29 protein-coding genes are annotated in these 26,271 nt (G+C 68.2%); 25 read left to right on the forward strand and 4 right to left on the reverse strand.

The features are described from left to right. Positions 1 to 9: 9 nt before the first annotated feature. The 5 genes from proC (at position 10) to CJ177_RS16970 (ending at position 3,767) form a co-directional block, all read left to right on the forward strand. Complete coding sequence (gene proC / locus CJ177_RS16950) at positions 10 to 825, forward strand: pyrroline-5-carboxylate reductase (protein WP_005251971.1); 816 nt, start codon at positions 10 to 12, stop codon at positions 823 to 825. Between the two features lie 125 nt (positions 826 to 950). Continuing rightward, positions 951 to 1,187: a helix-turn-helix domain-containing protein gene (locus CJ177_RS16955; protein ID WP_005258384.1), complete on the forward strand. Its 237-nt coding sequence runs from the start codon at positions 951 to 953 to the stop codon at positions 1,185 to 1,187. A 220-nt stretch (positions 1,188 to 1,407) separates the two neighbouring features. Next, positions 1,408 to 1,509, forward strand: a complete 102-nt coding sequence (locus tag CJ177_RS16960; protein WP_003402602.1) for a 30S ribosomal protein bS22 — start codon at positions 1,408 to 1,410, stop codon at positions 1,507 to 1,509. 198 nt (positions 1,510 to 1,707) lie between these two features. After that, positions 1,708 to 2,751 (forward strand): NAD-dependent epimerase/dehydratase family protein, encoded by a 1,044-nt coding sequence (locus tag CJ177_RS16965; RefSeq protein WP_025433137.1) that lies wholly within the window; start codon positions 1,708 to 1,710, stop codon positions 2,749 to 2,751. Beyond that, positions 2,748 to 3,767 carry a lysophospholipid acyltransferase family protein gene (locus tag CJ177_RS16970; RefSeq protein ID WP_005251979.1) on the forward strand — a complete coding sequence of 340 codons (1,020 nt, stop codon included), beginning with the start codon at positions 2,748 to 2,750 and terminating at the stop codon, positions 3,765 to 3,767. Before CJ177_RS16965 ends, CJ177_RS16970 begins: the two co-directional genes overlap by 4 nt. Before the next feature lie 17 nt (positions 3,768 to 3,784). Here CJ177_RS16970 and CJ177_RS16975 read toward each other — a convergent pair whose 3' ends face one another. Next, a complete protein-coding gene (locus tag CJ177_RS16975; RefSeq protein ID WP_025433136.1) occupies positions 3,785 to 4,771 on the reverse strand; it encodes an HAD family phosphatase in 987 nt (328 codons plus the stop codon). Positions 4,772 to 4,950: 179 nt separating this feature from the next. On the opposite strand from CJ177_RS16975, the gene CJ177_RS16980 reads away from it, so the two are divergent. The 9 genes from CJ177_RS16980 to CJ177_RS17020 all read left to right on the forward strand — a co-directional run bounded on the left by CJ177_RS16980 (position 4,951) and on the right by CJ177_RS17020 (position 13,002). After that, positions 4,951 to 5,211 carry a glutaredoxin family protein gene (locus CJ177_RS16980; RefSeq protein ID WP_005251981.1) on the forward strand — a complete coding sequence of 87 codons (261 nt, stop codon included), beginning with the start codon at positions 4,951 to 4,953 and terminating at the stop codon, positions 5,209 to 5,211. A gap of 140 nt (positions 5,212 to 5,351) precedes the next feature. Further along, on the forward strand, positions 5,352 to 6,206 hold the full coding sequence (locus tag CJ177_RS16985) for a redox-sensing transcriptional repressor Rex (RefSeq protein ID WP_007300746.1): 855 nt from the start codon (positions 5,352 to 5,354) through the stop codon (positions 6,204 to 6,206). Next, positions 6,203 to 7,642, forward strand: coding sequence for a glutamyl-tRNA reductase (locus CJ177_RS16990; protein ID WP_005251983.1), 1,440 nt, complete (start codon positions 6,203 to 6,205; stop codon positions 7,640 to 7,642). The genes CJ177_RS16985 and CJ177_RS16990 overlap by 4 nt, the downstream gene beginning before the upstream one ends. Next, positions 7,639 to 8,604 carry a hydroxymethylbilane synthase gene (gene hemC / locus CJ177_RS16995; RefSeq protein WP_005251984.1) on the forward strand — a complete coding sequence of 322 codons (966 nt, stop codon included), beginning with the start codon at positions 7,639 to 7,641 and terminating at the stop codon, positions 8,602 to 8,604. Before CJ177_RS16990 ends, hemC begins: the two co-directional genes overlap by 4 nt. A 75-nt stretch (positions 8,605 to 8,679) precedes the next feature. Beyond that, entirely contained in the window at positions 8,680 to 10,245 is a 1,566-nt protein-coding gene (locus CJ177_RS17000; RefSeq protein ID WP_005251986.1) for a bifunctional uroporphyrinogen-III C-methyltransferase/uroporphyrinogen-III synthase, read from the forward strand. Between the two features lie 78 nt (positions 10,246 to 10,323). Beyond that, complete coding sequence (gene hemB / locus CJ177_RS17005; RefSeq protein ID WP_095868250.1) at positions 10,324 to 11,298, forward strand: porphobilinogen synthase; 975 nt, start codon at positions 10,324 to 10,326, stop codon at positions 11,296 to 11,298. Positions 11,299 to 11,326: 28 nt separating this feature from the next. Next, the gene (locus CJ177_RS17010; protein WP_095868159.1) at positions 11,327 to 11,932 is read left to right on the forward strand and encodes a hypothetical protein; all 606 of its coding nucleotides are present in this window, start codon (positions 11,327 to 11,329) and stop codon (positions 11,930 to 11,932) included. A gap of 255 nt (positions 11,933 to 12,187) precedes the next feature. Continuing rightward, entirely contained in the window at positions 12,188 to 12,670 is a 483-nt protein-coding gene (locus CJ177_RS17015; RefSeq protein WP_025433134.1) for a hypothetical protein, read from the forward strand. After that, on the forward strand, positions 12,667 to 13,002 hold the full coding sequence (locus tag CJ177_RS17020) for a hypothetical protein (protein ID WP_025433133.1): 336 nt from the start codon (positions 12,667 to 12,669) through the stop codon (positions 13,000 to 13,002). Before CJ177_RS17015 ends, CJ177_RS17020 begins: the two co-directional genes overlap by 4 nt. On the opposite strand, the gene CJ177_RS17025 is transcribed toward CJ177_RS17020, so the two are convergent. Continuing rightward, entirely contained in the window at positions 12,934 to 14,880 is a 1,947-nt protein-coding gene (locus tag CJ177_RS17025) for an acyl-CoA dehydrogenase (RefSeq protein ID WP_005251993.1), read from the reverse strand. The two genes, CJ177_RS17020 and CJ177_RS17025, sit on opposite strands and share 69 nt — an antisense overlap. Positions 14,881 to 15,034: 154 nt before the next feature. Between CJ177_RS17025 and CJ177_RS17030 the strand changes: the two genes are divergently transcribed. After that, on the forward strand, positions 15,035 to 15,382 hold the full coding sequence (locus CJ177_RS17030; RefSeq protein WP_257014565.1) for a DUF3099 domain-containing protein: 348 nt from the start codon (positions 15,035 to 15,037) through the stop codon (positions 15,380 to 15,382). A 158-nt stretch (positions 15,383 to 15,540) separates the two neighbouring features. Here the strand turns inward: CJ177_RS17030 and CJ177_RS17035 are convergent, their stop codons facing one another. Then, on the reverse strand, positions 15,541 to 16,395 hold the full coding sequence (locus CJ177_RS17035; RefSeq protein WP_095868160.1) for an alpha/beta fold hydrolase: 855 nt from the start codon (positions 16,393 to 16,395) through the stop codon (positions 15,541 to 15,543). A 76-nt stretch (positions 16,396 to 16,471) separates the two neighbouring features. On the opposite strand from CJ177_RS17035, the gene CJ177_RS17040 reads away from it, so the two are divergent. Continuing rightward, positions 16,472 to 16,930, forward strand: a complete 459-nt coding sequence (locus CJ177_RS17040; RefSeq protein WP_179443233.1) for a MarR family winged helix-turn-helix transcriptional regulator — start codon at positions 16,472 to 16,474, stop codon at positions 16,928 to 16,930. Here the strand turns inward: CJ177_RS17040 and CJ177_RS17045 are convergent. Then, complete coding sequence (locus CJ177_RS17045; RefSeq protein ID WP_179443234.1) at positions 16,890 to 17,405, reverse strand: Lrp/AsnC family transcriptional regulator; 516 nt, start codon at positions 17,403 to 17,405, stop codon at positions 16,890 to 16,892. The two genes, CJ177_RS17040 and CJ177_RS17045, sit on opposite strands and share 41 nt — an antisense overlap. A 115-nt stretch (positions 17,406 to 17,520) precedes the next feature. Here CJ177_RS17045 and hppD point away from each other — a divergent pair, with 115 nt between their 5' ends. The 9 genes from hppD to ccsB all read left to right on the forward strand — a co-directional run bounded on the left by hppD (position 17,521) and on the right by ccsB (position 26,220). Further along, complete coding sequence (gene hppD / locus CJ177_RS17050; RefSeq protein ID WP_005252000.1) at positions 17,521 to 18,729, forward strand: 4-hydroxyphenylpyruvate dioxygenase; 1,209 nt, start codon at positions 17,521 to 17,523, stop codon at positions 18,727 to 18,729. 33 nt (positions 18,730 to 18,762) lie between these two features. Next, positions 18,763 to 19,527 carry an SDR family NAD(P)-dependent oxidoreductase gene (locus CJ177_RS17055; protein WP_095868163.1) on the forward strand — a complete coding sequence of 255 codons (765 nt, stop codon included), beginning with the start codon at positions 18,763 to 18,765 and terminating at the stop codon, positions 19,525 to 19,527. Continuing rightward, positions 19,524 to 20,036, forward strand: coding sequence for a VOC family protein (locus CJ177_RS17060; protein ID WP_095868164.1), 513 nt, complete (start codon positions 19,524 to 19,526; stop codon positions 20,034 to 20,036). Before CJ177_RS17055 ends, CJ177_RS17060 begins: the two co-directional genes overlap by 4 nt. Positions 20,037 to 20,097: 61 nt before the next feature. Further along, positions 20,098 to 21,423, forward strand: coding sequence for a glutamate-1-semialdehyde 2,1-aminomutase (hemL, locus tag CJ177_RS17065; protein ID WP_007300757.1), 1,326 nt, complete (start codon positions 20,098 to 20,100; stop codon positions 21,421 to 21,423). A 79-nt stretch (positions 21,424 to 21,502) separates the two neighbouring features. Then, positions 21,503 to 22,162 (forward strand): histidine phosphatase family protein, encoded by a 660-nt coding sequence (locus tag CJ177_RS17070; RefSeq protein WP_005566498.1) that lies wholly within the window; start codon positions 21,503 to 21,505, stop codon positions 22,160 to 22,162. Further along, positions 22,159 to 22,758: a TlpA disulfide reductase family protein gene (locus CJ177_RS17075; RefSeq protein ID WP_005252010.1), complete on the forward strand. Its 600-nt coding sequence runs from the start codon at positions 22,159 to 22,161 to the stop codon at positions 22,756 to 22,758. The genes CJ177_RS17070 and CJ177_RS17075 overlap by 4 nt, the downstream gene beginning before the upstream one ends. After that, positions 22,755 to 23,585, forward strand: coding sequence for a cytochrome c biogenesis CcdA family protein (locus CJ177_RS17080; RefSeq protein WP_005252012.1), 831 nt, complete (start codon positions 22,755 to 22,757; stop codon positions 23,583 to 23,585). Before CJ177_RS17075 ends, CJ177_RS17080 begins: the two co-directional genes overlap by 4 nt. Continuing rightward, complete coding sequence (locus CJ177_RS17085) at positions 23,582 to 25,246, forward strand: cytochrome c biogenesis protein ResB (RefSeq protein ID WP_005252014.1); 1,665 nt, start codon at positions 23,582 to 23,584, stop codon at positions 25,244 to 25,246. Before CJ177_RS17080 ends, CJ177_RS17085 begins: the two co-directional genes overlap by 4 nt. Beyond that, complete coding sequence (gene ccsB, locus CJ177_RS17090; RefSeq protein WP_061045391.1) at positions 25,243 to 26,220, forward strand: c-type cytochrome biogenesis protein CcsB; 978 nt, start codon at positions 25,243 to 25,245, stop codon at positions 26,218 to 26,220. Before CJ177_RS17085 ends, ccsB begins: the two co-directional genes overlap by 4 nt. Positions 26,221 to 26,271 lie beyond the last annotated feature (51 nt).

Consider the following 26,271-nt stretch of genomic DNA (forward strand, 5'->3'; position numbering starts at 1 on the left):
CTGTTCGGCATGACGAGAATTGCGGTAATCGGAGGCGGCAAGATCGGCGAGGCCCTCATCTCGGGGCTTCTGCAGGCAGGTCACGCCGTCAAGGATCTGGTGGTGGCCGAGCAGCATCCGGCGCGGGCCGACGAGCTGGCCGCGGCGTACTCGGTGCGCGTCACCACCCCCTCCGACGCCGCCGAAGGCGCCGACGTCATCGTGATGGCCGTCAAGCCGGGCGACGTCGAGGCCGCGCTCACCGAGGTGTCCAAGGTGGAACTCGACGGCGAGCGCGAGCAGCTGCTCGTGTCGCTCGCTGCCGGTATCCCCACCGCCTTCTACGAGACGAGACTGCCCGCCGGGTTCCCGGTGGTCCGGGTCATGCCCAACACGCCCATGCTGGTCGGTGAGGGCGTCAGCGTGCTGGCACCCGGCAGGCATGTGAAGAAGGAGCACCTCGAACTGGTGCGCGGCGTCCTGTCGTCGGTCGGCAAGGTCGTCGTCGTCCCCGAATCGCAGATCGACGCCGTCACCGCCGTCTCCGGTTCCGGTCCGGCCTATTTCTTCCTGGTCGCCGAGGCCATGATCGACGCGGGCGTCGGGCTCGGACTGACCCGGGCGACCGCATCCGAACTGGTCGTGCAGACCATGGTCGGCTCCGCAGCCATGCTCGACAGGTCGGGGGAGAGCGCAACCGAACTTCGTGCCGCCGTGACTTCGCCCGGCGGAACCACCGCGGCGGCGATCCGCCGGCTGGAAGGAAACGGGCTCCGAACAGCATTTTTCGACGCTCTCGAAGCCGCGAAAATTCGTTCCGCCGAACTCGGCACGTCAACCGAATGAATATTCGATTGCCCACACCCGTCGCAGTAACCCCATCCGTCCCGCTAAGCTCGAAGTAGCACGTGCGTGTCTGTTCCGCCGGAGGGGAAGCCGGCGGCGCGAGACGTGCCGGAGGTAAGTGGTTGATGACGTCTGCAAAAAAGCCGTCCAAGGGCTCGGCCCCGGACGGACAACCGGCACTGGCCGGAACGCAATTTCTCACCGTCGCCGAGGTAGCGACGCTGATGAGAGTGTCCAAGATGACTGTGTATCGGTTGGTGCACAGCGGCGAACTGCCCGCCGTCCGCGTGGGCCGCTCGTTCAGAGTGCATGCGAAAGCAGTGCACGACTACCTCGAAACCTCGTACTTCGACGCCGGTTGACCGATCGGCACGAAGAGGGTCACCTCGGTTTCGCCGGTAGCGGTGCGACCTAGTTTTCAGAGAGAGGACCCGCACCGGTACGATTAGCGACTGTCGTACCAGCCAGCTGGTGTCGTAAGGCGCTGAGCTAGTTAAAACGAGGCCCAGGCGCCAGAGCGGCGCAGGCGTACGTGACCGGCGTGCGCAGGAACGCTAGAGAAGAACGTGAGGGACACCCGCTATGGGTTCAGTGATCAAGAAGCGACGCAAGCGCATGTCGAAGAAGAAGCACCGCAAGCTGCTTCGCCGCACCCGAGTGCAGCGCAGGAAACTCGGTAAGTAAAGAGTTGCGTCTGGATGCCCGTCACCTCCGGTGGCGGGCATCCGTCGTTTCGCCGACTCCCTCCGCGTTGTGGTCGACCGACCAATTGTCGTTGTGCGGAGCGCCATCCCCCTCCTGCACGTATCGTTGACGTCACTCGCTACGTGATCGGGGGTTCTAGTGGTTGTGAGTGACGGAGACAGTACTACGCGAACGGCGGTGCCGCGCGTCGTGCTGGTCACTGGGGCAAGCAGGTTTCTGGGTGGGTACCTGGTCACCCGGCTCGCTCAGAATCCGGACATCGAGCGGGTCATCGCGGTGGACGCGGTGTCGCCGAGCAAGGACATGCTGCGCCGCATGGGCCGCGCCGAGTTCGTGCGCGCCGACATCCGGAATCCCTTGATCGGCAAGGTCATTCGCAACGCCGAGGTCGACACCGTCGTGCACGCCTCGACGCTGGCGCGCCCGCCGAAGTCGGGCAGTCGCGCGGCCATGAAGGACATGAACGTCATCGGCGCGATGCAGTTGTTCGCCGTCTGCCAGAAGGCGCCGACGGTCAGGAAGGTCGTGCTGCGCTCGGCCTCCGTGGTGTACGGCTGCAGCGCCAAGGACCCGGCCAAGTTCACCGAGGAGATGAGCGCCCGGCGGCGTCCCGCGGGCGCCTACGCACGGGACTGCATCGAGATCGAGGGATATCTGCGCGGAATGGGGCGCAGGCGCCCCGACATCGGCGTGTCGATTCTCCGCCTCGCACCGCTGGTCGGGCCCCGCCTCAACGCGACCGTCGCGCAGTACCTCACCTCACCGGTGGTGCCGACCATTCTCGGACGCGACGCACGCCTGCAGGTGCTGCACGAGGAGGACGCGCTCGCCGCACTGGAACGGGCCACGGTGTCGGGTCCGGCGGGCACGTTCAACGTCGCCGGCGACGGCGTGGTCATGATGTCCCAGGCAATCCGCCGCGCCGGGCGGATCGAGGTCCCGATGCCGTTCGGGTTGTTCCGCAACGTCGGACGTGCGCTGATGGGTCCGGTGATGCGGTCGTACACCACCGAGCAACTCGAGTACTTCCACTTCGGTTGCGGACTCGACACCACCCGCATGCGAAGCGAACTATCCTTCGAGCCACGGTGGACCTCGATGCAGGCGCTCGACGACTTCGCTCGCGCGGCAGGCGTCAAGGCGATCATCAAGAACGAATGGGTCGACGCAGCAGAAAACGCACTACTCGCTCTTACCGGCACGGCGAAAGGGGAGAGGTGAACGAAGTGGCGAAGGTCATTCCGTTGCACGGTGCGACAGCCGCGCGCGGGGCCGCTATCGGACGTTCGAGGCGTGAGCAGAGCGAGAGCCGACATCCGTCCGCGATGCCTCCACCCGCCGTGATCACCCCACCCGAGCCCGTCACCGAGTCTTCGGCCGTCGACGCCGTCCGCAACGCCCTGGCCGAGCAGATCGTCAACACCGCCGAGTTCGTGCGCCGCCGGCTGTCGGGTGACTATCACGTCGACGACTTCGGCTACGACCCGCACTTCGCCGAGAACGTGTGGCTCCCGATCCTGCGGCCGCTGTTCGACAAGTGGTTCCGCGTCGAGGTCAGCGGTCTGGAGAACATCCCGTCGACCGGTGGCGCGCTGGTGGTCGCCAACCATGCCGGTGTCCTGCCCATCGACGGTCTGATGACGTCCGTTGCCGTCCACGACCATCACCCCGCGCATCGCCCGCTGCGGATGCTGGCCGCCGATCTGGCTTTCGAGATGCCGCTGGTCGGCGGTGTCGCCCGCAAGGCCGGGCACACCCTCGCGTGTCACCCGGACGCCGTGCGCCTCCTGCAGGACGGGGAGGTCGCGGCCGTGTTCCCCGAAGGTTTCAAGGGCATCGGCAAACCGTTCAGCGAACGCTACAAGCTGCAGCGGTTCGGCCGCGGCGGTTTCGTGTCCGCCGCCATGCGGACCGGTGCGCCCATCATTCCGTGCTCGATCGTCGGGTCCGAGGAGATCTACCCGAAGATCGGCGAACTGGGGACACTCGCCCGGCTGCTGGGGATGCCGTACTTCCCGGTGACCCCGCTGTTCCCGCACTTCGGACCGCTCGGCCTCGTTCCGCTGCCGTCGAAGTGGTACATCGAGTTCGGCAAGCCGATCGTCACCGACACCTACGACGCGGCGGCGGCCGACGACCCGATGGAACTATTCGAGGTCACCGACCACGTCCGGGAGACCATCCAGCAGACGCTCTACCGGCTCCTCGCGAAGCGCCGCAACGTGTTCCTGGGCTGAATCGCTGAACCGGCGGCTCAGGCCGCCTGTTCGCGGCGGCGCGCGACGATCGCGGCGAGTGCGCCGCCGGCAGCGCCGAGAAGCAGCGCCGTGGGGACGCCGATCTTGGCGGCCTTGCGTCCGGTCCGGAAGTCGCGGATCTCCCAGCCCCGGTTCTTGGCGAGCTCGCGCAGATCGGTGTCGGGGTTGATCGCGACGGCCGTGCCGACGAGCGACAGCATCGGCACGTCGTTGTGGCTGTCCGAGTACGCGGTGCAGCGCTTGAGGTTGAGCCCCTCGCGGACGGCCAGGGCGCGCACGGCGTGCGCCTTGCCGAGGCCGTGCAGGATGTCGCCGACCAAACGCCCCGTGAACATCCCGTCCTCGCTCTCGGCCACCGTGCCGAGGGCACCCGTGAGGCCGAGGCGTTTCGCGATGACCTGGGCCAGCTCCACCGGGGTCGCGGTGACGAGCCACACCTGCTGACCGGCGTCGAGGTGCATCTGCGCCAGTGCGCGGGTGCCGGGCCAGATCTTGTCGGCGATCACCTCGTCGTAGATCTCCTCACCGAGCCGGGCGAGCTCGGCCGTCGACCGTCCGGAGACGAAGGAGAGGGCCTTCTCCCGGCCGGAGGCGACGTCGTCGCTGCTCTCCTTGCCGGTGACGCGGAACTTGATCTGCTTCCACGCGAAGTCGAGGAGGTCGGACGTCTTCAGGTACTTGCGGGCCGCGAGACCGCGGGCGAAGTGGATGATCGAGGCGCCCTGGACCATCGTGTTGTCGACGTCGAAGAACGCGGCCGCCGTGAGGTCGAGGGGAACGTCGTGTTCCACCAGCTCGGTTTCCTCGCCGGACGCGACGTGAAGAGCGAGGGCCGCATCGGCACTCGCCTCACCTGCGACGTTGGCACGTACCTCGGCTTCGCTGGGTCCCAGCGGATTCCTGAACTGGCGTCGGCCCGGGAGGATGATCCCCGCCAGACCTGAACCGAAACCCGTGCCGTTCGGTAGTGATCGCGCAGGCACTCGCACCTCCCGTATCGCAGAAGCCTCTGGGAGCAGCCTATCCCCCGAATCGGGGACGGGGCGGGTGGATGGCCGTGCAGGGGGGACTGTGTGACGTTCATCTCCGAGTCGATTGGCGTATGTGGACCCCGAAACGGCACAGTGACTCCACCGGAGGCGTCGAAAGGAAGTGGCGAGGCATGAGCACGGACGGACGCGAGGTGACGCTTCTCACGAGGGCGGGGTGCGGTGCGTGCGCGCCGGCCCGCGAGCGGCTGCTGGTGGTGTGCGAGGAGTTCGGGCTGGAACTGACGTGCATAGACGTCGACGAGGCGGCGGCCACGGACCCCGAATTGCGGGCCGAATTCGGCGACCGATTGCCGGTGGTATTGCTCGACGGACGTGAGCACAGTTACTGGGAGGTCGACGAAGAGCGCCTTCGCTCGGATTTACGCAAGTAAGGGAACCCTAAAAGTGGGATCTTCCGATGCCGTGCAGGTAGGACCGCATGTCGCGCAGTCGCAGCGACTTTGTGCATGGGTTCACAAGCAGTTACCGTGGTGTGAACAATTCCCCGGAGCATCGTGAAGAACGGCATCGAATGCCGGTCGGACGAGGAGCCAACGACGTGACCGAAACGCACCAGACGCATGGGTCTGTGGCCCCTGGCGTCACGGGGGCGGTCGGGCAGTCTGTGGTCGGGTCTCCGGCCCCCTCGGTCGCCGGCGCGGCTCCGCTCCCCGAATCGCGGGACATCCCCCAGGCTACGGTGACGCGCCTCGCGACGTACCTGCGGGTCCTCGGAGTGCTGACGGAACGCGGCACGATCATCGTCTCGAGCGAAGAACTCGCCGCCGCTTCCGGTGTCGGTTCCGCGAAGCTCCGCAAGGACCTTTCCTTTCTGGGGCCGAACGGTGTGCGCGGCGTCGGCTACGACGTGACGCGCCTGCGGGCCCGCATCGAGCGAGCACTCGGCCTGGACCGCGGACACAAGGTGGTGCTCGTCGGCGTCGGAAACCTCGGCCAGGCGCTCGCCGGCTACGGCGGCTTCGGCCGTCGCGGGTTCTCCATGGTCGGACTGTTCGACAGCGATCCGGCGCGGGTCGGTGCGCCGGTGGGCGACCTCACCGTGCGGCACGTCGACGAACTCGAGCAGGCCTGCGCCGAACTCGAGGCCACCATCGGTGTCATCTCGACGCCCGACGAGGCGGCGCAGGAAGTCGCCGACCGTCTGGTGCGCGCCGGACTGCGCTGCATCCTCAGCTTCTCGCCGACTTCGCTCGACGTCCCCGATCACGTCGAGATGCGCCGCGTCGACCTCGCGGTCGAAATGCAGGTTCTCTCGTTCAACAGCGCACGCAACACGGAATCGGTCCCCACCGCTCCCCGCGTCCGCATCGGACATTCGGCTGTCCCGTCCACCGCACCAAGAAACGGATCAGTGATCGCGCCGTGAGTGTTCTGCTTGTCGGGGTCTCGCACAGGACGGCCCCGGTGCCGGTTCTCGAGCGGGTAGCTGTCACCGACACCGATCGCCCGAAGCTGACGGACAAGCTTCTGGCGTCGTCGCACATCTCGGAGGCGATGATCGTCTCCACCTGCAACCGGGTGGAGATCTACGCCGTCGTCGATGCGTTCCACGGTGCGCTGGCCGAGGTCGGCGAACTGCTCGCCGACCACTCCGGGCTGGATCTCACCGATCTGCACCGGCACGCGTACGTCCGCTACAGCGAGGCTGCGGCGGAGCACCTGTTCGCCGTGGCCAGCGGCCTCGACTCGATGGTGATCGGCGAGCAGCAGATCCTGGGGCAGATCCGGACCGCCTACGCGTCGTCCGACGCCCAGCAGGCCGCGGGCCGCACGCTGCACGAACTCGCGCAGCAGGCGCTGCGCGTCGGCAAGCGGGTGCACTCGGAGACGGGCATCGACTCGGCGGGCGCGTCCGTCGTGTCCGTGGCCCTCGACCGGGCTGCCGGCATCGTCGGCGACGGCGGACTGACCGGACGCACCGCCGTCGTGGTCGGCGCCGGATCCATGGGCGGCCTGTCGGTCGCGCACCTCACGCGTGCCGGGATCGGCCGCATCGTCGTCGTGAACCGCACCAAGGAGCGTGCGGAGCACCTCGCCGACACGGCCCGGTCCAACGGCGTGGAGGCAGATGCCCTCGAGCTGAGTGAACTCCCGGCCGCGATGGCCCAGGCGGACGTCCTCGTGACCTGTACCGGCGCGGTCGGCGCCGTCGTCACGCTCGCGGACACCCACCGCGCGCTGGCACAGCCCGGCCGCGACGCCGAACGCCCCCTCGTCATCTGCGACCTCGGACTGCCCCGCGACGTGGAGCCCGCCGTGTCGGGTCTGCCCGGGGTCACCGTCCTCGACATGGAATCGCTGCAGCGCGATCCCGCCGCAGGCGCCGCCGCGTCCGACGCCGACGCCGCCCGGACGATCGTCGCGGCCGAACTCGCCAACTACCTCGCCGGCCAGCGGCTGGCGGAGGTCACGCCGACCGTGACCGCTCTGCGCCAGCGCGCCGCGGACGTGGTCGAGGCGGAACTGATGCGACTGGATTCGCGACTGCCCGGACTCGACGACCCCGAGCGCGACGAGGTCGCACGCACCGTGCGGCGAGTGGTCGACAAGCTCCTCCACGCGCCCACCGTCCGGGTGAAGCAGCTCGCCTCCGCACCCGGCGGCGACTCCTACGCCGCGGCCCTGCGTGAGCTGTTCGAACTCAGCCCCGGATCCGTCGAGGCCGTCGCGAAGCCCACCGACCTCGGCGGTGCCACCGACCTGAGCGCCATCGACATCACGGACGGCTTCATCGCCGGCCAGGACCCGCGCCTGCGCCGCTTCGTCACAGACGACAACCATGGGAAGGAATCGCAGGCATGAGCGCCGTCGGCACCCGTACGCTGCGGATCGGAACCCGTGGGAGTGAGCTCGCGACCACCCAGGCCGGAACCGTGCGCGACGCACTGATCTCGGCCGGGCACGACGCCGAGCTGGTCATCATCAAGACCAAGGGCGACCAGTCCATGGAATCGGTGGAGAAGATCGGCGTCGGCGTCTTCACCGCCGAACTCCGGGAAGCGCTCGCCGACGGCCGCGTCGACGTGGCCGTCCACTCCTACAAGGACCTGCCGACCGCCCCCGACCAACGGTTCACGATCGCCGCCATTCCGCCGCGCGAGGATCCCCGCGACGCGCTCGTGGCCCGCGACGGACTGGTCCTCGGTGAACTGCCCGCCGGTTCGAAGGTCGGCACGTCCGCACCGCGGCGCACGTCGCAGCTCCGGGCGCTGGGCCTCGGCCTCGACATCCGTCCGCTGCGCGGCAACCTGCAGCGGCGCCTCGGCAAGGTCGAGTCCGGCGAACTCGACGCCGTCGTCCTGGCCCGGGCGGGACTGGCGCGGATCGGACGACTGGACCTGATCACCGAGTCCATCGAACCGGTCCAGATGCTGCCCGCACCCGCGCAGGGCGCGCTCGCCGTCGAATGTCTGTCGGCGAACACGGCGCTCGTCGCTATCCTGTCGGAGCTCGACGACCCGAACAGCCGCGCCGCCGTCACGGCGGAACGCGCGCTGCTCGCCGAGCTCGAGGCCGGCTGCACCGCGCCCGTCGGCGCTATCGCCGAGGTCGTCGAATCACTCGACGACGACGGCCGCATCTTCGACGAACTGTCCGTCCGGGGCTGCGCCGCAGCCATCGACGGTTCCGACGTCATACGCACGGGGGCCGTGGGCTCCCCGGAGAACGCCGAAGAACTCGGCCGCTCCGTCGCGCGTGAGCTTCTCGAGCTCGGTGCGCGGGAGCTGATGAATGTCACCGAGGCCGGTGATGCCGATGTTTGATGTGCGAAGGCCGACTGATCGGCCGATCCGCTTCCTGTACCCATCTCGACACATGATCGCACTGGAGAATTACCGATGAGCCGAGTCCGTAAGAACACCCCCGGACGAATCCTGTTCGTGGGATCCGGACCGGGCGATCCGGCACTGCTCACCGTGCACGCACGGGACGTCCTTGCCGCAGCGACCCTCGCCTTCACCGACCCCGACGTCGACAAGGGCGTCACGGTCCTGGTGGGCACCGACCTGGGCGTCGACGCCGAGACCGGTGAGCCGCTCGCCGAGGTCCGTCCCGCACTGGGTGAGCCGGCGGAGGTCGCGAAGACCCTCGTCCACGAGGCGAGAAACGGCCACGACGTCGTGCGTCTGGTGTCCGGCGACCCGCTGACCACCGACTCCGTGATCGCCGAGGTCACCGCCGTCGCCCGCACCCAGGTGCAGTTCGAGGTCCTGCCGGGCCTGCCGTCCGCGTCCGCCGTCCCGTCCTACGCCGGTATGGCACTGGGGTCGGGACACACCGAGGCCGACGTCCGCGGCGAGGTCGACTGGGCTGCCCTGGCCGCCGCACCCGGACCGCTGGTCCTGCATGCCACGTCGGGTCATCTCGCCGAGACGGCGAGCGCCCTCGTCGAGCACGGCCTGGCTCCGCAGACTCCGGCCGCCATCACGGTTCGCGGCACCACCCGGCAGCAGCGCACCGTGGAGGCAACCCTCGCGACGCTGAACGAGGCCGGTTCCGAACTGGTCGGTTCGCTGGTCGTGACGGTCGGCAAGGTCGTCGCCCAGCGCAACAAGATGTCCTGGTGGGAGTCGCGCGCACTGTACGGCTGGAAGGTCCTGGTGCCGCGCACCAAGGATCAGGCAGGCGAAATGAGCGACCGTCTCGTCACGCACGGCGCCATCCCGATCGAGGTGCCCACCATCGCCGTCGAGCCGCCCCGCAGCCCGGCGCAGATGGAGCGGTCCGTGAAGGGCCTCGTCGACGGCCGGTACCAGTGGGTGGTCTTCACGTCCACCAACGCGGTGCGTGCGGTGTGGGAGAAGTTCGAGGAGTTCGGGCTCGACGCCCGCGCGTTCTCCGGCGTCAAGATCGCCTGCATCGGTGAGGCAACGGCCGCCAAGGTGCGCTCGTTCGGAATCAACCCCGAACTCGTGCCCTCCGGTGAGCAGTCGAGCGAAGGCCTGCTGGCCGAATTCGCCCCGTACGACGACGTGTTCGACCCGGTCAACCGGGTTCTGCTGCCCCGCGCCGACATCGCCACCGAGACGCTGGCCGAGGGCCTGCGCGAACGTGGCTGGGAAATCGACGACGTCACCGCGTACCGCACCGTCCGGGCTGCGCCGCCGCCGGCCGAGACCCGCGAGATGATCAAGACCGGTGGGTTCGACGCCGTCTGCTTCACCTCGTCCTCGACCGTCCGCAATCTCGTCGGCATCGCCGGAAAGCCGCACGCGCGCACCCTCGTTGCCTGCATCGGTCCGAAGACCGCCGAGACGGCCATCGAGTTCGGCCTGCGCGTGGACGTGCAGCCGGAGACCGCTCAGGTCGGCCCGCTGGTGGAGGCTCTCGCCGAGCACGCCGCGCGCCTGCGTGCCGAGGGTGCACTGCCCCCGCCGCGCAAGAAGTCCCGCGCTCGGCGATAGGCGCTACGCGCCTGTGAGTGGTTGAGGAGTCCAGGGACTCGTCAACCACTCACAGGCCCGACGAAGGAGGGCATGTCCTTGTTCCCGACCCACCGACCGCGACGGCTTCGCCGGACACCGGCCCTGCGTCGTCTCGTCGCCGAGACTTCACTCGAGCCACGGCATCTCGTGTTGCCGATGTTCGTCGCGGACGGTATCGACGAGCCTCGTGAGATCTCGTCGATGCCCGGCGTCTTCCAGCACACACCCGACTCGCTGCGGCGGGCGGCGACGGAAGCGGTCGAGGCGGGGCTCGGTGGACTCATGCTCTTCGGGGTGCCGCGTCCCGACGACAAGGACGCCGAGGGTTCCGGTGCATCCGATCCGGACGGCATCCTGAACCGCGGATTGCGCTGGCTCGCAGACGAAGTCGGCGATGCGACGGTGATCATGGCGGACACCTGCCTGGACGAGTTCACCGACCACGGTCACTGCGGTGTTCTCGACGCGAGCGGTGCGGTGGACAACGACCTCACGCTGCAGCGGTACGTCGACATGGCGGTCGCGCAGGCCGAGGCAGGCGCGCATCTGCTCGGTCCGAGCGGAATGATGGACGGCCAGGTCGCCGCCATCCGCAAGGCGCTCGACGATACGGGCTACACCGACGTCGGTCAGCTCGCGTACTCGGCGAAATACGCGTCGGCGTTCTACGGCCCGTTCCGTGAAGCCGTCGGTTCGTCGTTGCAGGGTGATCGCCGCACCTACCAACAGGATTCGGCCAATCGCCGGGAATCGCTGCGTGAGGTCGACCTCGACATCGAGGAGGGCGCCGACATGGTGATGGTGAAGCCGGCGATGTCCTACCTGGACGTCCTGCGCGAGACGGCGGACCGCTCTCCCGTCCCCGTTGCGGCGTATCAGATCTCGGGCGAGTACTCGATGATCACGGCCGCCGCACAGAACGGCTGGATCGACCGGGACGCCGCGATCCTCGAATCGCTGACCGGTATCCGCCGCGCAGGCGCGGACGTCGTGCTGACGTACTGGGCGACCGAAGCGGCCGGCTGGTTGTGATCGTCTCGCCGGCGGATACGGTAGTGCCATGACCCAGCAGTGGCCACCGACACCGCCGCACCAGGCTCCGCACCAGCAGGGCCCGTCTCCGCACAACTTTCCGTACCCCCCGCCGGTGCCGCAGCCGAAGCCCGAACGTCCGGCACCGGTCGACGTGGGCACCGCGGCCCAGCTGCTGTGGGCGGTGGCCGGGCTCGGTCTGATCCAGGCATTGGCCGCGATGGTTCTGGTGGTGGGGGAGAAGTCGACGTTCGTCGACGAACTGATGAACAACCCCAGCGTCACCTCCGGCGAGGTCGACATGAGCCGCGACAGCGTGGAGTCGCTGTTCTACGTGGGTATCGGATTCACGGTCGTCCTCGTCCTGATCCTCACCGGGCTGTTCCTCCTGTTCGTGCACTTCATGCGTAAGGGCCGCAACTGGGCCCGGATGCTGCTCACCATCGCGTGCGTGATGATGGTGGTGTGGACCGTCCCGGTGCTCTTCGGCATCGGATCCGACGGAAGCGGCACCGCGCTCGCTCTCGGCGGCGTGCAGATCCTCCAGGCCGTGGTCGCCGTCGGCGCCGTCGTCCTGATGCACCGCAAGGATTCCAACAGCTACTTCCTGAGGTTGCCCCCCTCCGCCGAGTAGCTTCGATTTGCTCGTGAAACATAAAGATGTACCGTGAAGTACGTCACAAGGGCAGACCGCAGACTTCATTTCGACCGAAGGACTTTTCTCCATGCGCGCTGACGATCGAGCACACGGGTCTCGCAAGGAAGCACTGATGTTCGCCATCATCGTGGCCTTCGTACTGCTGACTCTGTTGCTCGTCGTGATCCCGGGCGCCCTCTCCTGACGTGCCTCACGTTTTCCTCGCGGGCCACGATGTCGCAGGATGAGCGTGTGAGCGAACCAGCCGTCTTGTTCAGTGAGCCCGGCGCCCGCTGGCGGATGGTGGCGTTCGGTCCGGTGTTCTGCGTGATCGCGCTGATCATCGAATTGCTGACCGGCCCGGTGGTGCACTGGTTCGCGCTGTCGCTGTTCGCGGTGCTGCTCAGCGGTTTCGTCTACGTGCAGGTGGTGGCCGCCCGTAGGCATGCCAGCGTCGAACTCACGACGTCGTCGTTGCGGCAGGGCACCGAGGACCTGCCGATCACCGAGATCGTGAAGATCATGCCCCACGCCGACCCGGAGTCGTACGAGCAGCAGCCGTGGGAAACCGCCCGGAGTCTGGGGGAGCTGTCCGCAGTTCCCCGCCGGCGGAGGGGCATCGGACTGCGACTGCGGGGCGGTGCCCTGGTGCAGGCGTGGGCGAAGGACGACGAGGCACTGCGCGCACAGCTCGAATCGCTGCTCGCGAAATCGGCGGGCGGGTCGGCGGAATGAACCGCCGGACCGTGGTGGTGGCAGCGGAGTGGATCGGTGCCGTGGCCGGCGTCGTCGCCGCGGTGTGGTGTTGGAACCACGCCCAGGTCACGTCGGAGTTCGGTCCCGTGGCGCCGGGTGCACCCTCCTTCGAGGGAACCGAGTATTCGGGGTCGTGGATCGCCGTCGCCGCCGGACTGCTGACGGTCGCGGGGTTGCTGGTGATCGACTCGGTACGCAGGCTCCGGTCCGGCCCGGCGGGCGAACCCGCCGAGCCGTCCTCGTCACCGGAAGATCTGGGTCTTGCGGACGGTGTCGGTCCCGGGACCGTCGAGCATCGCGGAGCCGAGTAGCGCCTCGGGAACCCCGAGTCCCTCGATCAACGTCTGCGCGTGCGGCCGGAGCGACCGGCAACGTTCGTTGATTCCTCGTTGCACCGCCTTCGACCGCTCCACCGACAGCTGCCGGTGCTCCATGAACCACGCCTTGTCCTCCTCGATCACGCTCAGCGCGTAGAGGTCGCAGACATCGCTCAGCAGCTCGCGGGCCTCGTCGTCCTCGCATTCGTCGATGCCGGCGACGAACGCCTCGAGCACGACCCGGTCGATGTGCGCCTGCGCGGCGTGCAGCACGTGATCCTGCACGAAATTGAAGGCGTCGAACGGGTTCTCCTCGCGCTTCTGCGCACCCTGGAGGCGGCGGGCGGCGGTCGAGAGCAGGTACTGTTCGCGGTCCTCGAACATCGTCAGCTGGGTGCCGCGGTTGAAGAGGCTGCCGTCTTCCTCGTTGTCCTGCCTCGTGTCGAGGATCGTCTGGATGATCTGCTGCGCGGCGGTGCGTTTCTTGACGACGTCGGAGACCGTGGTGGCCGCGAAGCGCATCCATTCGACGGGGCTCATGCCGCGCACCTCGTCCGCGTAGGACGTGAGCAGTTCCTTGGCCACCAGCTGCGTCAGGACGTGGTTGTCGCCCTCGAATGTGGTGAACACATCCGTGTCCGCCTTGAGCGCCGTGAGACGGTTCTCGGCCATGTACCCGGCACCGCCACACGCTTCACGCGCTTCCTGGATCGCGCGGGTGGCGTGCCAGGTGTTCGCGACCTTGAGCCCGGCGGCGCGGCCCTCGAGCTCACGCTGTTCCTGGGGGTCGGCGTCGGCGCTGCTCTGGATCTCGTGCATCTTGGCGACGAGCTCGTTCTGGGCGAACTGCAGCGCGTAGGAGCGTGCGATCAGCGGGAACAGCCTGCGCTGGTGGACGAGGTAGTCCATGAGCAGCACCTCGTCCTCGTCCTGCGGGGCATTGAACTGCCTGCGCTGCAACGCATATCGGGTGGCGATCGACAATGCGACGCGAGCGGCGGCGCCGGCGGACCCGCCCACCGTGACACGTCCCCGCACGAGAGTGCCCACCATCGTGAAGAATCGGCGGTTCGCGTTGTCGATCGGCGAGGTGTACGTGCCGTCGGGCTCGACGTCGGCGTACTTGTTCAGAAGGTTCTCCCGCGGAATTCTGACCTGGTCGAACGTGATTCGGCCGTTGTCGACGCCGGGAAGCCCACCCTTGTAGCCGCAGTCCGACGTGTGGACGCCGGGGAGATCGTTGCCGTCCTCGTCCCGGATCGGCACCACGAAGCAGTGCACGCCCTGCGACTCGCCGCCCGTGATCAACTGCGCGAACACGGCCGCCATCGTCGCGTGCTGCGCCGCCCCGCCGATGTAGTCCTTGCGTGAGGACGGCGTGGGGGAGTGGATGACGAATTCGCCCGCGTCCGCGTCGTACGTGGCGGTGGTCTCGAGCGCCTGCACATCGCTGCCGTGACCCGTCTCGGTCATCGCGAAACACCCCAGCAGATCCAGGTCGACGAGACGCTTCACGTACGCCTCGTGATGGCGCGCGGTACCGAGGTTCTCGATCGCGCCGCCGAACAGTCCCCACTGCACACCCGCCTTGACCATCAGGGACAGGTCCGACATCGCAAGCATCTCGATGCTCGTGACTGCGGCGCCGGCGTCACCGGTGCCGCCGTGGTCTTTCGCGAATCCGTCGGCGGCGTAGCCGTTGCTCGCGAGCAGACGCAACTGCGCCAGCGTCTTGGCGCGGGCCTCGTCGAGGTCGGGGGTGTAGTGCGGTGCGAAGTCGGGGGAGCCGGACAGTTCCGCCCTGACGCGCTCGCGTACCTCCCGCCAGCGTCCGTCGAGTGTGCTTCTCAGGTGGTCAGCTGTGGTGGCCATGACTCGACAGTAGCCGTCGCCGTGAGGCGCGTATGTCGGTCGAGGAACAGGTCCGGCGATCAGGGGACATCGAAGGTGCCGAAGCCTTCCTGCGGCCGACCGAAACACCGGTGATGGGCGTTGCATGTGGCAATGCTCTGGGTATTCCGGTGTGGTGAACTTTTCCCACGCACCACGGTCCGCCGTCACGGGTCCGACCTTCCGGTGGATCTCCGCACCGAGTGGCACCGCCCGCCACCCGATCAGCATCACCACGGCATCGGTGTCGCTCGAGCAACAGCATCGGGTCCGGGTCCGGGTGCGCAAGTACGTGATCGTGTCGTCGTTGAGAATTCTCGCGTTCGTGCTGTCAGCGGTCGTCTACGGTCTGTCCGGCAACCCGTGGGTGGCTGTGGCGATCATCGGTGCGTCCCTTCCCCTGCCGTGGATCGTTGCCCTGATCGTCGACGACCTGCCACCGTGGGAGAAGGACGAGTCCCACCGTAGTGGGTGTGGCGTCTGACCAGGACGATCACCGGAAGCGACTCCTAGAAGCCCGCCCGCCCCTTCCACTCGCACACCGTGCTCCCGGCAACCGGACGCAAGACCCCCTCGGCGAAACACGTGCGCGGCATCAGCCGGGCGGTCTTCGCTGCCGGAAGCATGCGCGGACCAGCTGAGTCAGGCCGAGGTGCTGATCGTCGCGAGGTATCCCACGGGATCGCGCCAGAAGGCGGTGATCATCCCGGCGAGTGCAGCCGGGTCGGCGATCAGGGGTGTGACGTGGCCGGCGCCGTCCACCGTGGTGGCCGCGGCGTGCGGCATCGTCGCCGCGGCGGCCCGTGCCTGCTCGAGGGAGATCATCGTGTCTGCGCGGGGGACGACCATCAGCGTCGGCGCCACGATCCGGGGGAGGAGAGGGTCGAGGCCCTTGCGGTGCAGCATGATCGACTGCATCGCCTCGTGCATGCCGCGCCGCGGCGCCTGCCGGAAGGTGCGGGAGACGGCCTGGAACTGTTGCGGGTGCGTTCGTGAAAGGTCCTTGCCGAGAAGGACGTTCATCACCGCGGTCGTCAGCGGTGGAATCGGTCCGGCGATGCGGTAGGCCCACACCATCGGCACGATCCTGGCGCGTTCCCTGCGGGTGAGGGCCTGGGTCGGTGTCCCGATGGTGACCACGGTGCGGCACCGGTCGGGAGTGTCGGCGGCCGCGACGAGTCCGACGTGTCCACCCCAGGCGTTTCCCACCCAGTCGGCGGGTTCGGTGACGTCGAGCGCGTCGAGGACGGCGATTGCCGCCGTAGCGCACTCTTCCATCGTGAACCGCCGCTGTTCGGCGGTGCTGGCCCCGTGGCCGGGTCCGTCGATCGAGATCAACTGCCGGTTCGCGACCAGATGGCTGCGCAGGGGCGCCCACGTCGTCGAGTCGACGAAAAGGCTGTGCCACAGCACGGTCGGCGGTCCGCTGCCGGTGACGTGGACGGCGAGGTTCCCGACGCTCGTCGGGACGGTTCGGGTGATCGATTGTGTGTCCATGGGAGGCCCCAGGTGCGTGATGTCGAGTATTGCTTCGGAAACCGAAACTTCGGTAACCGTAGTATTCTCCTGTGTCATGGAACGGTCAAGAGGTCTGCCGTCCGATCGGCCTGCGGTGGGGCAGCTGCTGGTTCGTTTGCTGCACGAGTTCCGCCGGGAGTTGAGCGAGCCCATGGCGGAACGCGGTTACGGCGACATCCGCCCACCGCATCTGCAGATCTTCGGCAACATCGGCTGGGAGGGCCGGCGGTTGACGGAGATCGCCTCCCGTGCCGAACTGAGTCTGTCCGCCGCGTCCGAACTGATCAACGATCTCGCGGACCTCGGGTACGTCGAGCGGATTCCGGACAGGCGGGACCGGCGGGCGAAACTGGTCGTCCCGACCGCGCGGGGACGGCAGGCGCTGCAGGACGCCGCGGTGCGGGTCGCCGAGATCGAGCACCATTGGGGCGGCATCGTCGGCCACGACCGGTTCGACGACGCCTGCTACACGCTCAGTTCTCTGCTGGACGAGTTGAGTCCCGAGGACCGCTGACGGTTGGCGGCGGGCCCGCGGCGCGGACGAGCTGGTCGTGGCGCAGGGCGATCTGGGTCTGTGTCGCGATGACGGTCGACGAGCGTAATACGTTGTGCCCGTCGACGATCGAGTTGATCACCCGCTGCAGGTCCGCGTGGGTGCGCGCCACCACGCGGACCAGGACGTCGCCGGCCCCGGTGATCGTGTGCGCCTCGAGCACTTCGGGGATGGCGGTCAGGTGCTCGACGACGGCGGCGTGCCCGTTGCCCTGGGCGATCTCGAGGGTGGCGAACGCGACCACCGGAAACCCCAAGGCCTCCAGGTCGAGGGTCGGTGCCGAACTGGTGATCACGCCGGTGCGTTCGAGCCGGTCGAGTCGCGCCTGGACGGTGCCGCGCGCCACTCCCAGGCGTCTCGACGCCTCGAGCACCCCGACCTTCGGCTCGGCGTGGAGCAGGTCGAGCAGTGCCGCGTCGAGCCGATCGATACTCATGGCGTCCCTGGTCAATATGTACGGTCGGACCGTATTTTCATCCAGCATTCTGTACAGATTGAGCAACGTCAAGAGGCACCGTTGCGCAGTGATGTGCGCTGGATCACAGTGAGATATGACTATCGCCGACATTCGCCTGACGCCCCGCGAGGTGGCCGCACATCTGGAGACCGACGAGCTCCGGCAGTTGGTCGGGCTCGTCGAACACGACGACGCGTCAGATCCGTTTCCCGTGGTTGCGATGGATGCCGTGGTGTTCGCGTGCGGCAACGCGACGCAGAGCATGCAGTACTTCGTCTCCACCTGGGGCATGACCCTCGTCGCCTACGCCGGGCCGGAGACCGGTCAGCGCTCGCACAAGTCGTTCGTCCTCGAGGCCGGGTCGGCACGGTTCGTGCTGCACGGCGCCGTCGATCCGAAGTGCCCTCTCGCGGACCATCACCGGGCCCACGGCGACGGCGTGGTGGACCTGGCCATGGAAGTTCTCGACGTCGACCGCTGCATCGCGCACGCACGCTCGCAGGGCGCCACCATTCTCGAGGACCCGCGCGACGTCACGGATCAGTTCGGTACCGTGCGGCTCGCGGCGATCGCCACGTATGGCAGCACCCGGCACACCATCGTCGACCGCAGCCGGTACGACGGCCCGTATCTGCCCGGGTTCGTCGCGCGCTCCAGCGGTTTCGCGGCGCGACCGGGTAAGCCCGAGCGGTTGTTCCAGGCGCTCGACCACGCCGTCGGCAACGTCGAAATGGGCCGGATGGATCACTGGGTACGGTTCTACAACCGGGTCATGGGGTTCACCAACATGGCCGAATTCGTCGGCGACGACATCGCCACGGAGTACTCGGCGCTGATGTCGAAGGTCGTGGCGAACGGCAATCATCGGGTGAAGTTCCCGCTCAACGAACCCGCGGTGGGAAAGAAGAAGTCGCAGATCGACGAATATCTCGAATTCTACGGTGAGCCGGGCTGCCAGCACCTGGCCCTCGCAACCGGAGACATCCTCGCGACGGTGGACGCGCTGCGGGCCGAGGGCGTCGAATTCCTGAACACACCCGCCGCGTATTACGAGGACCCGCGGCTGCGTGCCCGCATCGGGAAGGTGCGGGTGCCGGTGGAGGAACTGCAGAAGCGCGGAATCCTCGTCGACCGCGACGAGGACGGATACCTCCTGCAGATCTTCACCACACCGCTCGGCGACCGGCCGACCGTCTTCTTCGAGCTGATCGAACGGCACGGTTCGCTCGGATTCGGGGCGGGCAACTTCCAGGCCCTGTTCGAATCCATCGAGCGTGAGCAGGCGGCCCGCGGCAATCTGTGAACCTCCGATCGGCACGCAGTGCATCATCGACTGATGGATGACCCGGATCGGGGAATGTTCGCAGGGAAGGTCGCTCTCGTCACCGGGGCGTCCTCGGGGCTCGGGCACGCCGTGGCTCAGCTCCTCACCGACCGGGGAGCCCGCGTGTTCGGGGTCGCGCGGGACGGGGATGCGCTGCGGCAGGCCATGATCGAGATCGCCGGACCGGAGGCCGCGGGGCACTGTGCACCGGCGGACGTCGCGTCACCGGAGGCGTGCACTGCGGCCGTGGCAGCCTGCGTCGCCGGGCTCGGCGGTCTCGACGTCCTGATCAACGTCGCCGGTTCGCACACCCTCCGGCACACCGCGGACGTCACGGACGAGGACTGGGCGCGCGACCTCGCCGTGAACCTGAACGGGCCGTTCTACCTGTCGCGGGCAGCGTTGCCGCACCTGCTCGAACGCGGAGGCAACATCGTCAACGTCGCATCCGTCGCCGGACTGCAGGGGCAGGCGTACTCGGCCGGCTACTGCGCGGCCAAGCACGGACTCGTGGGTCTCACCCGCGCGATGGCACTCGAATTCACCGGCACACCGCTGCGGATCAACGCCGTCTGCCCGGGAGGGATGATGACGCCGCAGGTCACGAACTTCGCGTTCCCCGACGGTGTCGATTTCGAGCTCGTCATGAAGTCTGCCTCCCCGCGAGGGCTGATGGAACCCGAGGACGTGGCGAAGACGGTGGCCTTCCTCGCATCCGACGACGCCTCCGCCATCCACGGAGCCGTGTACTCGGTGGACAACGGAAAGATGGCATGAGTCTCGTCGAAGGCCCGATCTTCCAGATCTGCTGGGTCGTCGACGACATCGAGTCGGCGGAGCAGTACTTCACCGAACAGCTGGGCGTCGCGCGATGGCTGCGGCTCCCGGACGTGCACTTCGGACCCGAGCAGTGCACGTACCGCGGGCAGCCCGCCGACTACGTGGTCCACGTGTCGCTCGGATACGCCGGCGGGCAGCAGCTCGAACTGATCCAGCCGGTGTCGGGACGCAACCTGTACGCGGAACAGCTGGAGACCAGCGGTCCCGGCGTCCATCACGTGGCCTGGGTTCCCGAAGACTTCGAGGCCACCCTCGCCGAAGCCGGACGCCGGGGACTGCCGGTGGTGCAGCGGGGCCGGTTCGAGGGCGTCGGGATTGAGTTCGCGTACCTCGAGGGCGGCCCGCTCGGCGGTTACGTGGAACTGATGAAGCTGTCCGAGGAGATGCGGGCGATGTTCGACTCGCTCGTCCCGGAATCGCCCGGCGCGACGGATCGGGCAGAGTGATCCTGGCCACCCACTACACCCTGTCGTTGGCAAATTCGACAGAACTGGGACACTGGAGGCCGTGACTGTTTCCTCCGGTGACCCCGACGTGCACGCATCCCGCTCCGCCCAGCTCTTCGAGAGGGCTGATCTGGTCATTCCCGGCGGCGTCAACTCCCCGGTGCGGGCCTTCCACTCGGTCGGCGGCACCCCCCGGTTCATCAGGGAAGCGTCCGGCTACACGCTCACCGACGTCGACGGCAACGACTACGTCGACCTCATCTGCTCCTGGGGACCGATGATCCTCGGGCACGCGCACCCCGCCGTCGTCGAGGCCGTGCAGAAAGCGGCCGCCACCGGCCTGTCGTTCGGCGCGCCCACCGAGGGCGAGATCGAACTGGCCGAGGAGATCGTCGGCCGGGTCGCGCCGGTGGAGAAGGTGCGCCTGGTCAACTCCGGCACCGAAGCCACCATGAGCGCCGTCCGCCTCGCCCGCGGCTTCACGGGCCGAACCAAGGTCCTCAAGTTCTCCGGCTGCTACCACGGACACGTCGACGCCCTGCTGGCCGACGCCGGTTCGGGGCTCGCCACCTTCGGCCTTCCGACATCGCCCGGCGTGACGGGCGCGCAGGCCGAGGACACCATCGTCGTTCCCTACAACGACCTCGACGCCGTCGCCCAGGCCTTCGCCGCGAACGAGGGCGAGATCGCGTGCGTCATCACCGAGGCCGCCGCCGGCAACATGGGTGCAGTCGCACCGCAGCCCGGATTCAACGAGGGCCTGCGGAAGCTGACCAGCGACAACGGCGCGCTGCTCATCATGGACGAGGTGATGACCGGATTCCGCGTCAGCTCCGCCGGCTGGTACGGACTCGACGGCGTCGCCGGTGACCTGTACACGTTCGGCAAGGTGATGAGCGGTGGTCTGCCCGCCGCCGCATTCGGTGGCCGCGCCGACGTCATGGCGCATCTCGCCCCGGCCGGACCCGTCTACCAGGCAGGCACCCTGTCCGGGAACCCCGTCGCCGTCGCCGCCGGGCTCGCCAGCCTGCGCGCCGCCGACCAGGGCGTGTACGACGCACTCGAGCGCAACAGCGCCACCCTGCGGACCCTGCTGTCCGACGCGCTGACCGCAGAGAGCGTGCCGCACCGGGTGCAGACCGCTGGGACGATGCTCAGCGTGTTCTTCAGCGAGGACCCGGTGACGAACTACGCCGAAGCCAAGGCCGCCCAGACCTGGCGCTTCCCGGCGTTCTTCCACGGGCTGCTCTCACGCGGTGTGTACCCGCCGCCGAGCGCGTTCGAGGCGTGGTTCGTCTCCGCCGCCATGGACGACAGAGCATTCTCGATCATCGCCGACGCCCTGCCGCACGCCGCGAAGGCTGCCGCCGCGGCCGTCCAGCCCTGACGTGTCCTCCCCCCTCGCGGCCGGCAGCCTTGCCGCCGACACCCACCCGCCCTCCCGTCCCGACCCGAGGAACCGCAACGTGACCGAAGCCGATCATCCCGACCACACACAGACCCGCACCATCGTGCACGTGCTCCGGCACGGCGAGGTGCACAACCCGCGAGGAATCCTCTACGGCAGGCTCCCCGGGTTCCGGCTGTCGGTGACGGGTGAGGCGCAGGCCCGCGCGGTGGCGTCGGTGCTGGCCAAGCACGACATCACGCACGTGGTGTCCTCGCCGCTGCAGCGGGCGCAGGAGACGGCGGTTCCGATCGCCGACGCGCACGGCGTCGAGATCGCGACCGACGAGAACCTCATCGAGGCAGGCAACGAATTCGAGGGCCTCAAGGTGTCCGTCGGCGACGGCGCGCTGTCCCGTCCCCGGCACTGGTGGAAACTGCGCGACCCGTTCACACCGTCGTGGGGCGAGCCGTACCTGCAGATCGCGCACCGCATGCTGGCCGCCGTCAACAGCGCCCGCGTGTCGGCGGTGGGCCACGAGGCCGTCGTCGTCAGCCACCAGCTCCCCGTCTGGACCCTCCGCCGATTCCTGCAGGGGGAGCGGCTGTGGCACGACCCCCGGCACCGTCAGTGCGGTCTCGCGTCGCTGACGTCCCTCGTCTACGAGGGCGACACCCTCATCGACATCGTGTACTCGGAGCCCGCGGGCGCGTCGGATCCGAGGGTGACCGGGGCATGAGTCGGGGGCGCTTCGCCGGGCTTCTCGCGGTGATCTGTACGGCCGCGGTGTCGCTGTCGGCGTGTGCGTCCGGCGACGACGCCGTGGCCCAGGGCGGCACGTTCGACTTCGTGTCGCCGGGCGGGCAGACGGAGATCTTCTACGACCCGCCTGCCGACCGCGGCACCATCGGCACGGTGTCCGGACCCGATCTGATGACCGAGGGCAAGACCGCCTCGCTCGACGATTTCGAGGGGCAGGTCGTGGTCCTCAACGTGTGGGGGCAGTGGTGCGGCCCGTGCCGGGGTGAGGCCAACGACCTCGAGCAGGTGTACGAGGAGACCAAGGATCAGGGAGTGTCGTTCCTCGGGATCAACGTGCGGGACAACCAGCAGGACAAGGCGCAGGACTTCGTGATCGACAACAAGGTGTCGTATCCGTCGATCTACGACCCCGCCATGCGGACGATGATCGCGCTGGGGCAGAACTACCCCACGAGCGTCATCCCCACCACGATCGTGCTCGACCGGGACCACCGCGTGGCCGCGGTGTTCCTGAAGGAGCTGCTCGCCGAGGACCTGAAGCCGGTGGTCGAACGGGTGGCGCAGGAATCGTGAGCACCAGCACCACCCTTCTCGCCGGTGGCGTCGGCGACGCCTTCCAGTCCACCGCGGCATCCGGACCGCTGCTGCTCGCGCTCGGCGCGTGCGTCCTCGCCGGTCTGGTGTCGTTCGCGTCGCCGTGCGTCGTGCCCCTCGTTCCCGGATACCTGTCCTACCTCGCGGGTGTGGTCGGCGCGGACGCCCCGGCCGTCACCGCGGAGGAGGCGGCCACCCGCACGAAGACGGTCGCCGACGGTCGGCTGCGGGTCGCGGGCGCCGCCGCCCTGTTCGTCGCCGGTTTCACCGTGGTGTTCGTGCTGGCCACCGCGTCCGTGTTCGGCGCCATCTCGGCGCTCGCGATCAACCGCGACATCCTGATGCGGGTCGGCGGGGTGGTGACCATCGCCATGGGCCTGGTGTTCATCGGCCTGATCCCGGCCCTGCAGCGCGACACGAGGCTCGAGCCGCGCCGCATCTCCAGCCTGGCCGGGGCCCCGCTGCTCGGTGCCGTGTTCGCGCTGGGCTGGACCCCGTGCCTCGGCCCGACCCTGGCGGGTGTCATCTCACTGGCCGCAGGCACCGACGGTGCCACCGCCGCCCGCGGAGTGGCCCTGATCGTCGCGTACTGCCTCGGCCTCGGGTTGCCGTTCGTGATCCTGGCGCTCGGTTCGTCCCGGGCGCTGCGCGGTGTCGGCTGGCTGCGCCGCAACGCGCGCACCATTCAAATCTTCGGCGGAATCATGCTGGTGGCCGTGGGCGTCGCCCTCGTCACCGGCGCGTGGGACCAGTTCGTCGGCTGGGTTCGCGACGCCTTTATCTCGGAAGTGACCCTGCCGATATGAGCGACACCCAGACCCCCGAGGCCCCGGAAGCCGCACCGGTGCCCCGTCAATCGCTGCCGGGCCGCGCGTTCGCGGTCGTCCGCAACACCTGGCGTGGCCTCACGTCCATGCGTACGGCGCTGGTGCTGCTGTTCCTGCTGGCCCTCGCAGCCATTCCCGGCGCGCTGCTCCCGCAGCGCAGCCTCAACGCGGGCAAGGTCGACGAATACATCTCGAACCGGCCGACCCTCGGTCCGTGGATGGACAAGCTCGAGCTGTTCGACGTGTTCGGCAGCTTCTGGTTCACCGCGATCTACGTCCTGCTCTTCATCTCCCTCGTCGGCTGCATCCTGCCGCGTTGTGTCGACCACGCCAAGGCGCTGCGCACCCGTCCGGTGCCTGCCCCGCGGAACCTCTCGCGACTGCCGCACCACCACGAGGACCGCGTCGACGAGACGCCGGAGGAACTCGCCGCCCGCATCCGCACCCACCTGAAGGGGTGGCGGGTCGAGACCCGCGCGGGCGGGGAGCGCGCCGCGCACGACGGCGAGATCACCATCTCCGCGGAGAAGGGCTACTTCCGCGAGCTCGGCAACCTGGTCTTCCACCTGTCGCTCGTGGCGCTGCTCGTCGCGATCGCCGTCGGCAAGCTGTTCGGCTACGAGGGCAACGTCATCGTGGTCGCCAACAACGGTCCCGGCTTCTGCACCACGTCGCCCGCGGTCTTCGACTCGTTCAAGGCGGGCAACACGCAGGACGGCACCGGCATGACGCCGCTGTGCGTCAAGGTCAAGGACTTCGCGGCCGACTACCTCGACAGTGGTCAGGCCGAGATGTTCACATCCAACATCGCCTACCAGGCCGGCGACGACCTCGAGACGAACACGTGGCGGGACGGACAGTTGCAGGTCAACCACCCGCTGCGCGTCGAGGGCGACCGCGTCTACCTGCAGGGGCACGGGTACGCGCCGACGTTCACCGTCACGTTCCCGAACGGGGAAACCCGCACCGAGACGCTGCAGTGGCGTCCCGACGACGCGACGACGTTCCTCAGCAGCGGTGCGATGCGGTTCGATCCGCCCGGCGGCATGTACACCGACACCGACGAGCGCCGGAAGAATCAGATCGCGATCGAGGGACTGTTCGCCCCGACCGCGCTGTTGCACGGCAATCTGCTGGCGTCGAGCTACCCGGCCATGAACGACCCGGCCGTCGCCATCGACATCTACAAGGGCGACACCGGCCTCGACACGGGCAATCCGCAGTCGCTGTTCTCACTCAACACCGAATTGATCAACCAGGGCCGGCTCGTGAAGCAGGACCGGGTGAATCTGAAACCGGGGGAGAGTTCGACGCTGGCCGACGGCACCCAGGTGCGGTTCGACGGTGCCGTGGACTTCGTGAACCTGCAGGTGTCGCACGACCCGGCGCAGCAGTGGGTGCTGGTGTCGGCGCTGACGATGATGGCCGGACTGCTCGTCTCGCTGCTGGTCAAGCGTCGCCGCGTGTGGGCCCGCATCTACCCCGCGGACGCTTCCGATATTGACCCACGACGTACTGTAGTAGAGCTTGGTGGACTCGCCCGGACCGATCAGGCCGGCTGGGGCGACGAGTTCGGCCGACTCTGCACCCGTCTGCTCACGGACGACACGAAGCCTGACGCGCAGGAGAGCCAACGATGACGACCAACGAGACACTGGCGCAGTACAGCGACTGGGCCTTCCGATCAGCCTTCACCGTGCTGGTGCTGGCACTCGTGCTGCTCATCGTGCAGTACGCGTCCACCCGGGCTCAGGCCGTGCAGGACCGGGAACTCGTGTCGGCAGGCTCCGGCGTCCGCGCGGCCGATGCGCCCTCGGTGCCCGGTCGGCTGGTCGAGCAGCCGAAGAAGCCGATGTCCGAGCGCTTCGGCGGCATGGGCGCGGCCGTGCTCGTCGTCGGCACGGTGCTGATCTTCACGTCGATCGTGCTGCGCGGATTCGCGACCGAGCGGTTCCCGCTCGGCAACATGTACGAGTTCGTCACGATGGCCTGCGCAGCGGCACTCGTCGTCGGTCTCGCGCTCCTGTCGAAGCCGGCGTACCGGTCGATGTGGGTGTTCCTGCTCGTCCCCGTCCTGATCCTGATGTTCCTCGCCGCCACCGTGCTGTACGCGGACGCGGCACCCGTGGTGCCCGCACTGCGGTCGTACTGGCTGCCCATCCACGTCACCATCGTGAGCGTCGGTTCCGGTGTGTTCCTGGTGTCGGGCATCGCGAGCCTGCTGTTCCTGCTGCGCATGCGGTACCCGCGCGGCGAGGAGGGAACGGGCGTGTTCGCGCGGATCGCGGAGCGACTGCCCGACGCGCAGACCCTGGACCGGCTGGCGTACAAGACCACCATCATCGGGTTCCCGCTGTTCGGCGCGGGCGTCATCCTCGGCGCCATCTGGGCCGAGGCCGCCTGGGGCCGATTCTGGGGCTGGGACCCCAAGGAGACGGTGTCGTTCATCGCCTGGGTGATCTACGCCGCCTATCTCCACGCCCGTGCGACGTCGGGATGGCGCGACACCAAGGCCGCATGGATCAACGTGGCGGGCTTCGTCGCGATGCTGTTCAACCTGTTCATCATCAACATGGTGGTGTCGGGATTGCACTCGTACGCGGGCCTCAACTGACGGTAGTCACCGACTGATATCCTTCCGCCGCGACGTCTCCGACCGGTGTGA

It is taken from the genome of Rhodococcus sp. ACPA1, assembly GCF_002300195.1.
Classification (GTDB): Bacteria; Actinomycetota; Actinomycetes; order Mycobacteriales; family Mycobacteriaceae; genus Rhodococcus_F; species Rhodococcus_F opacus.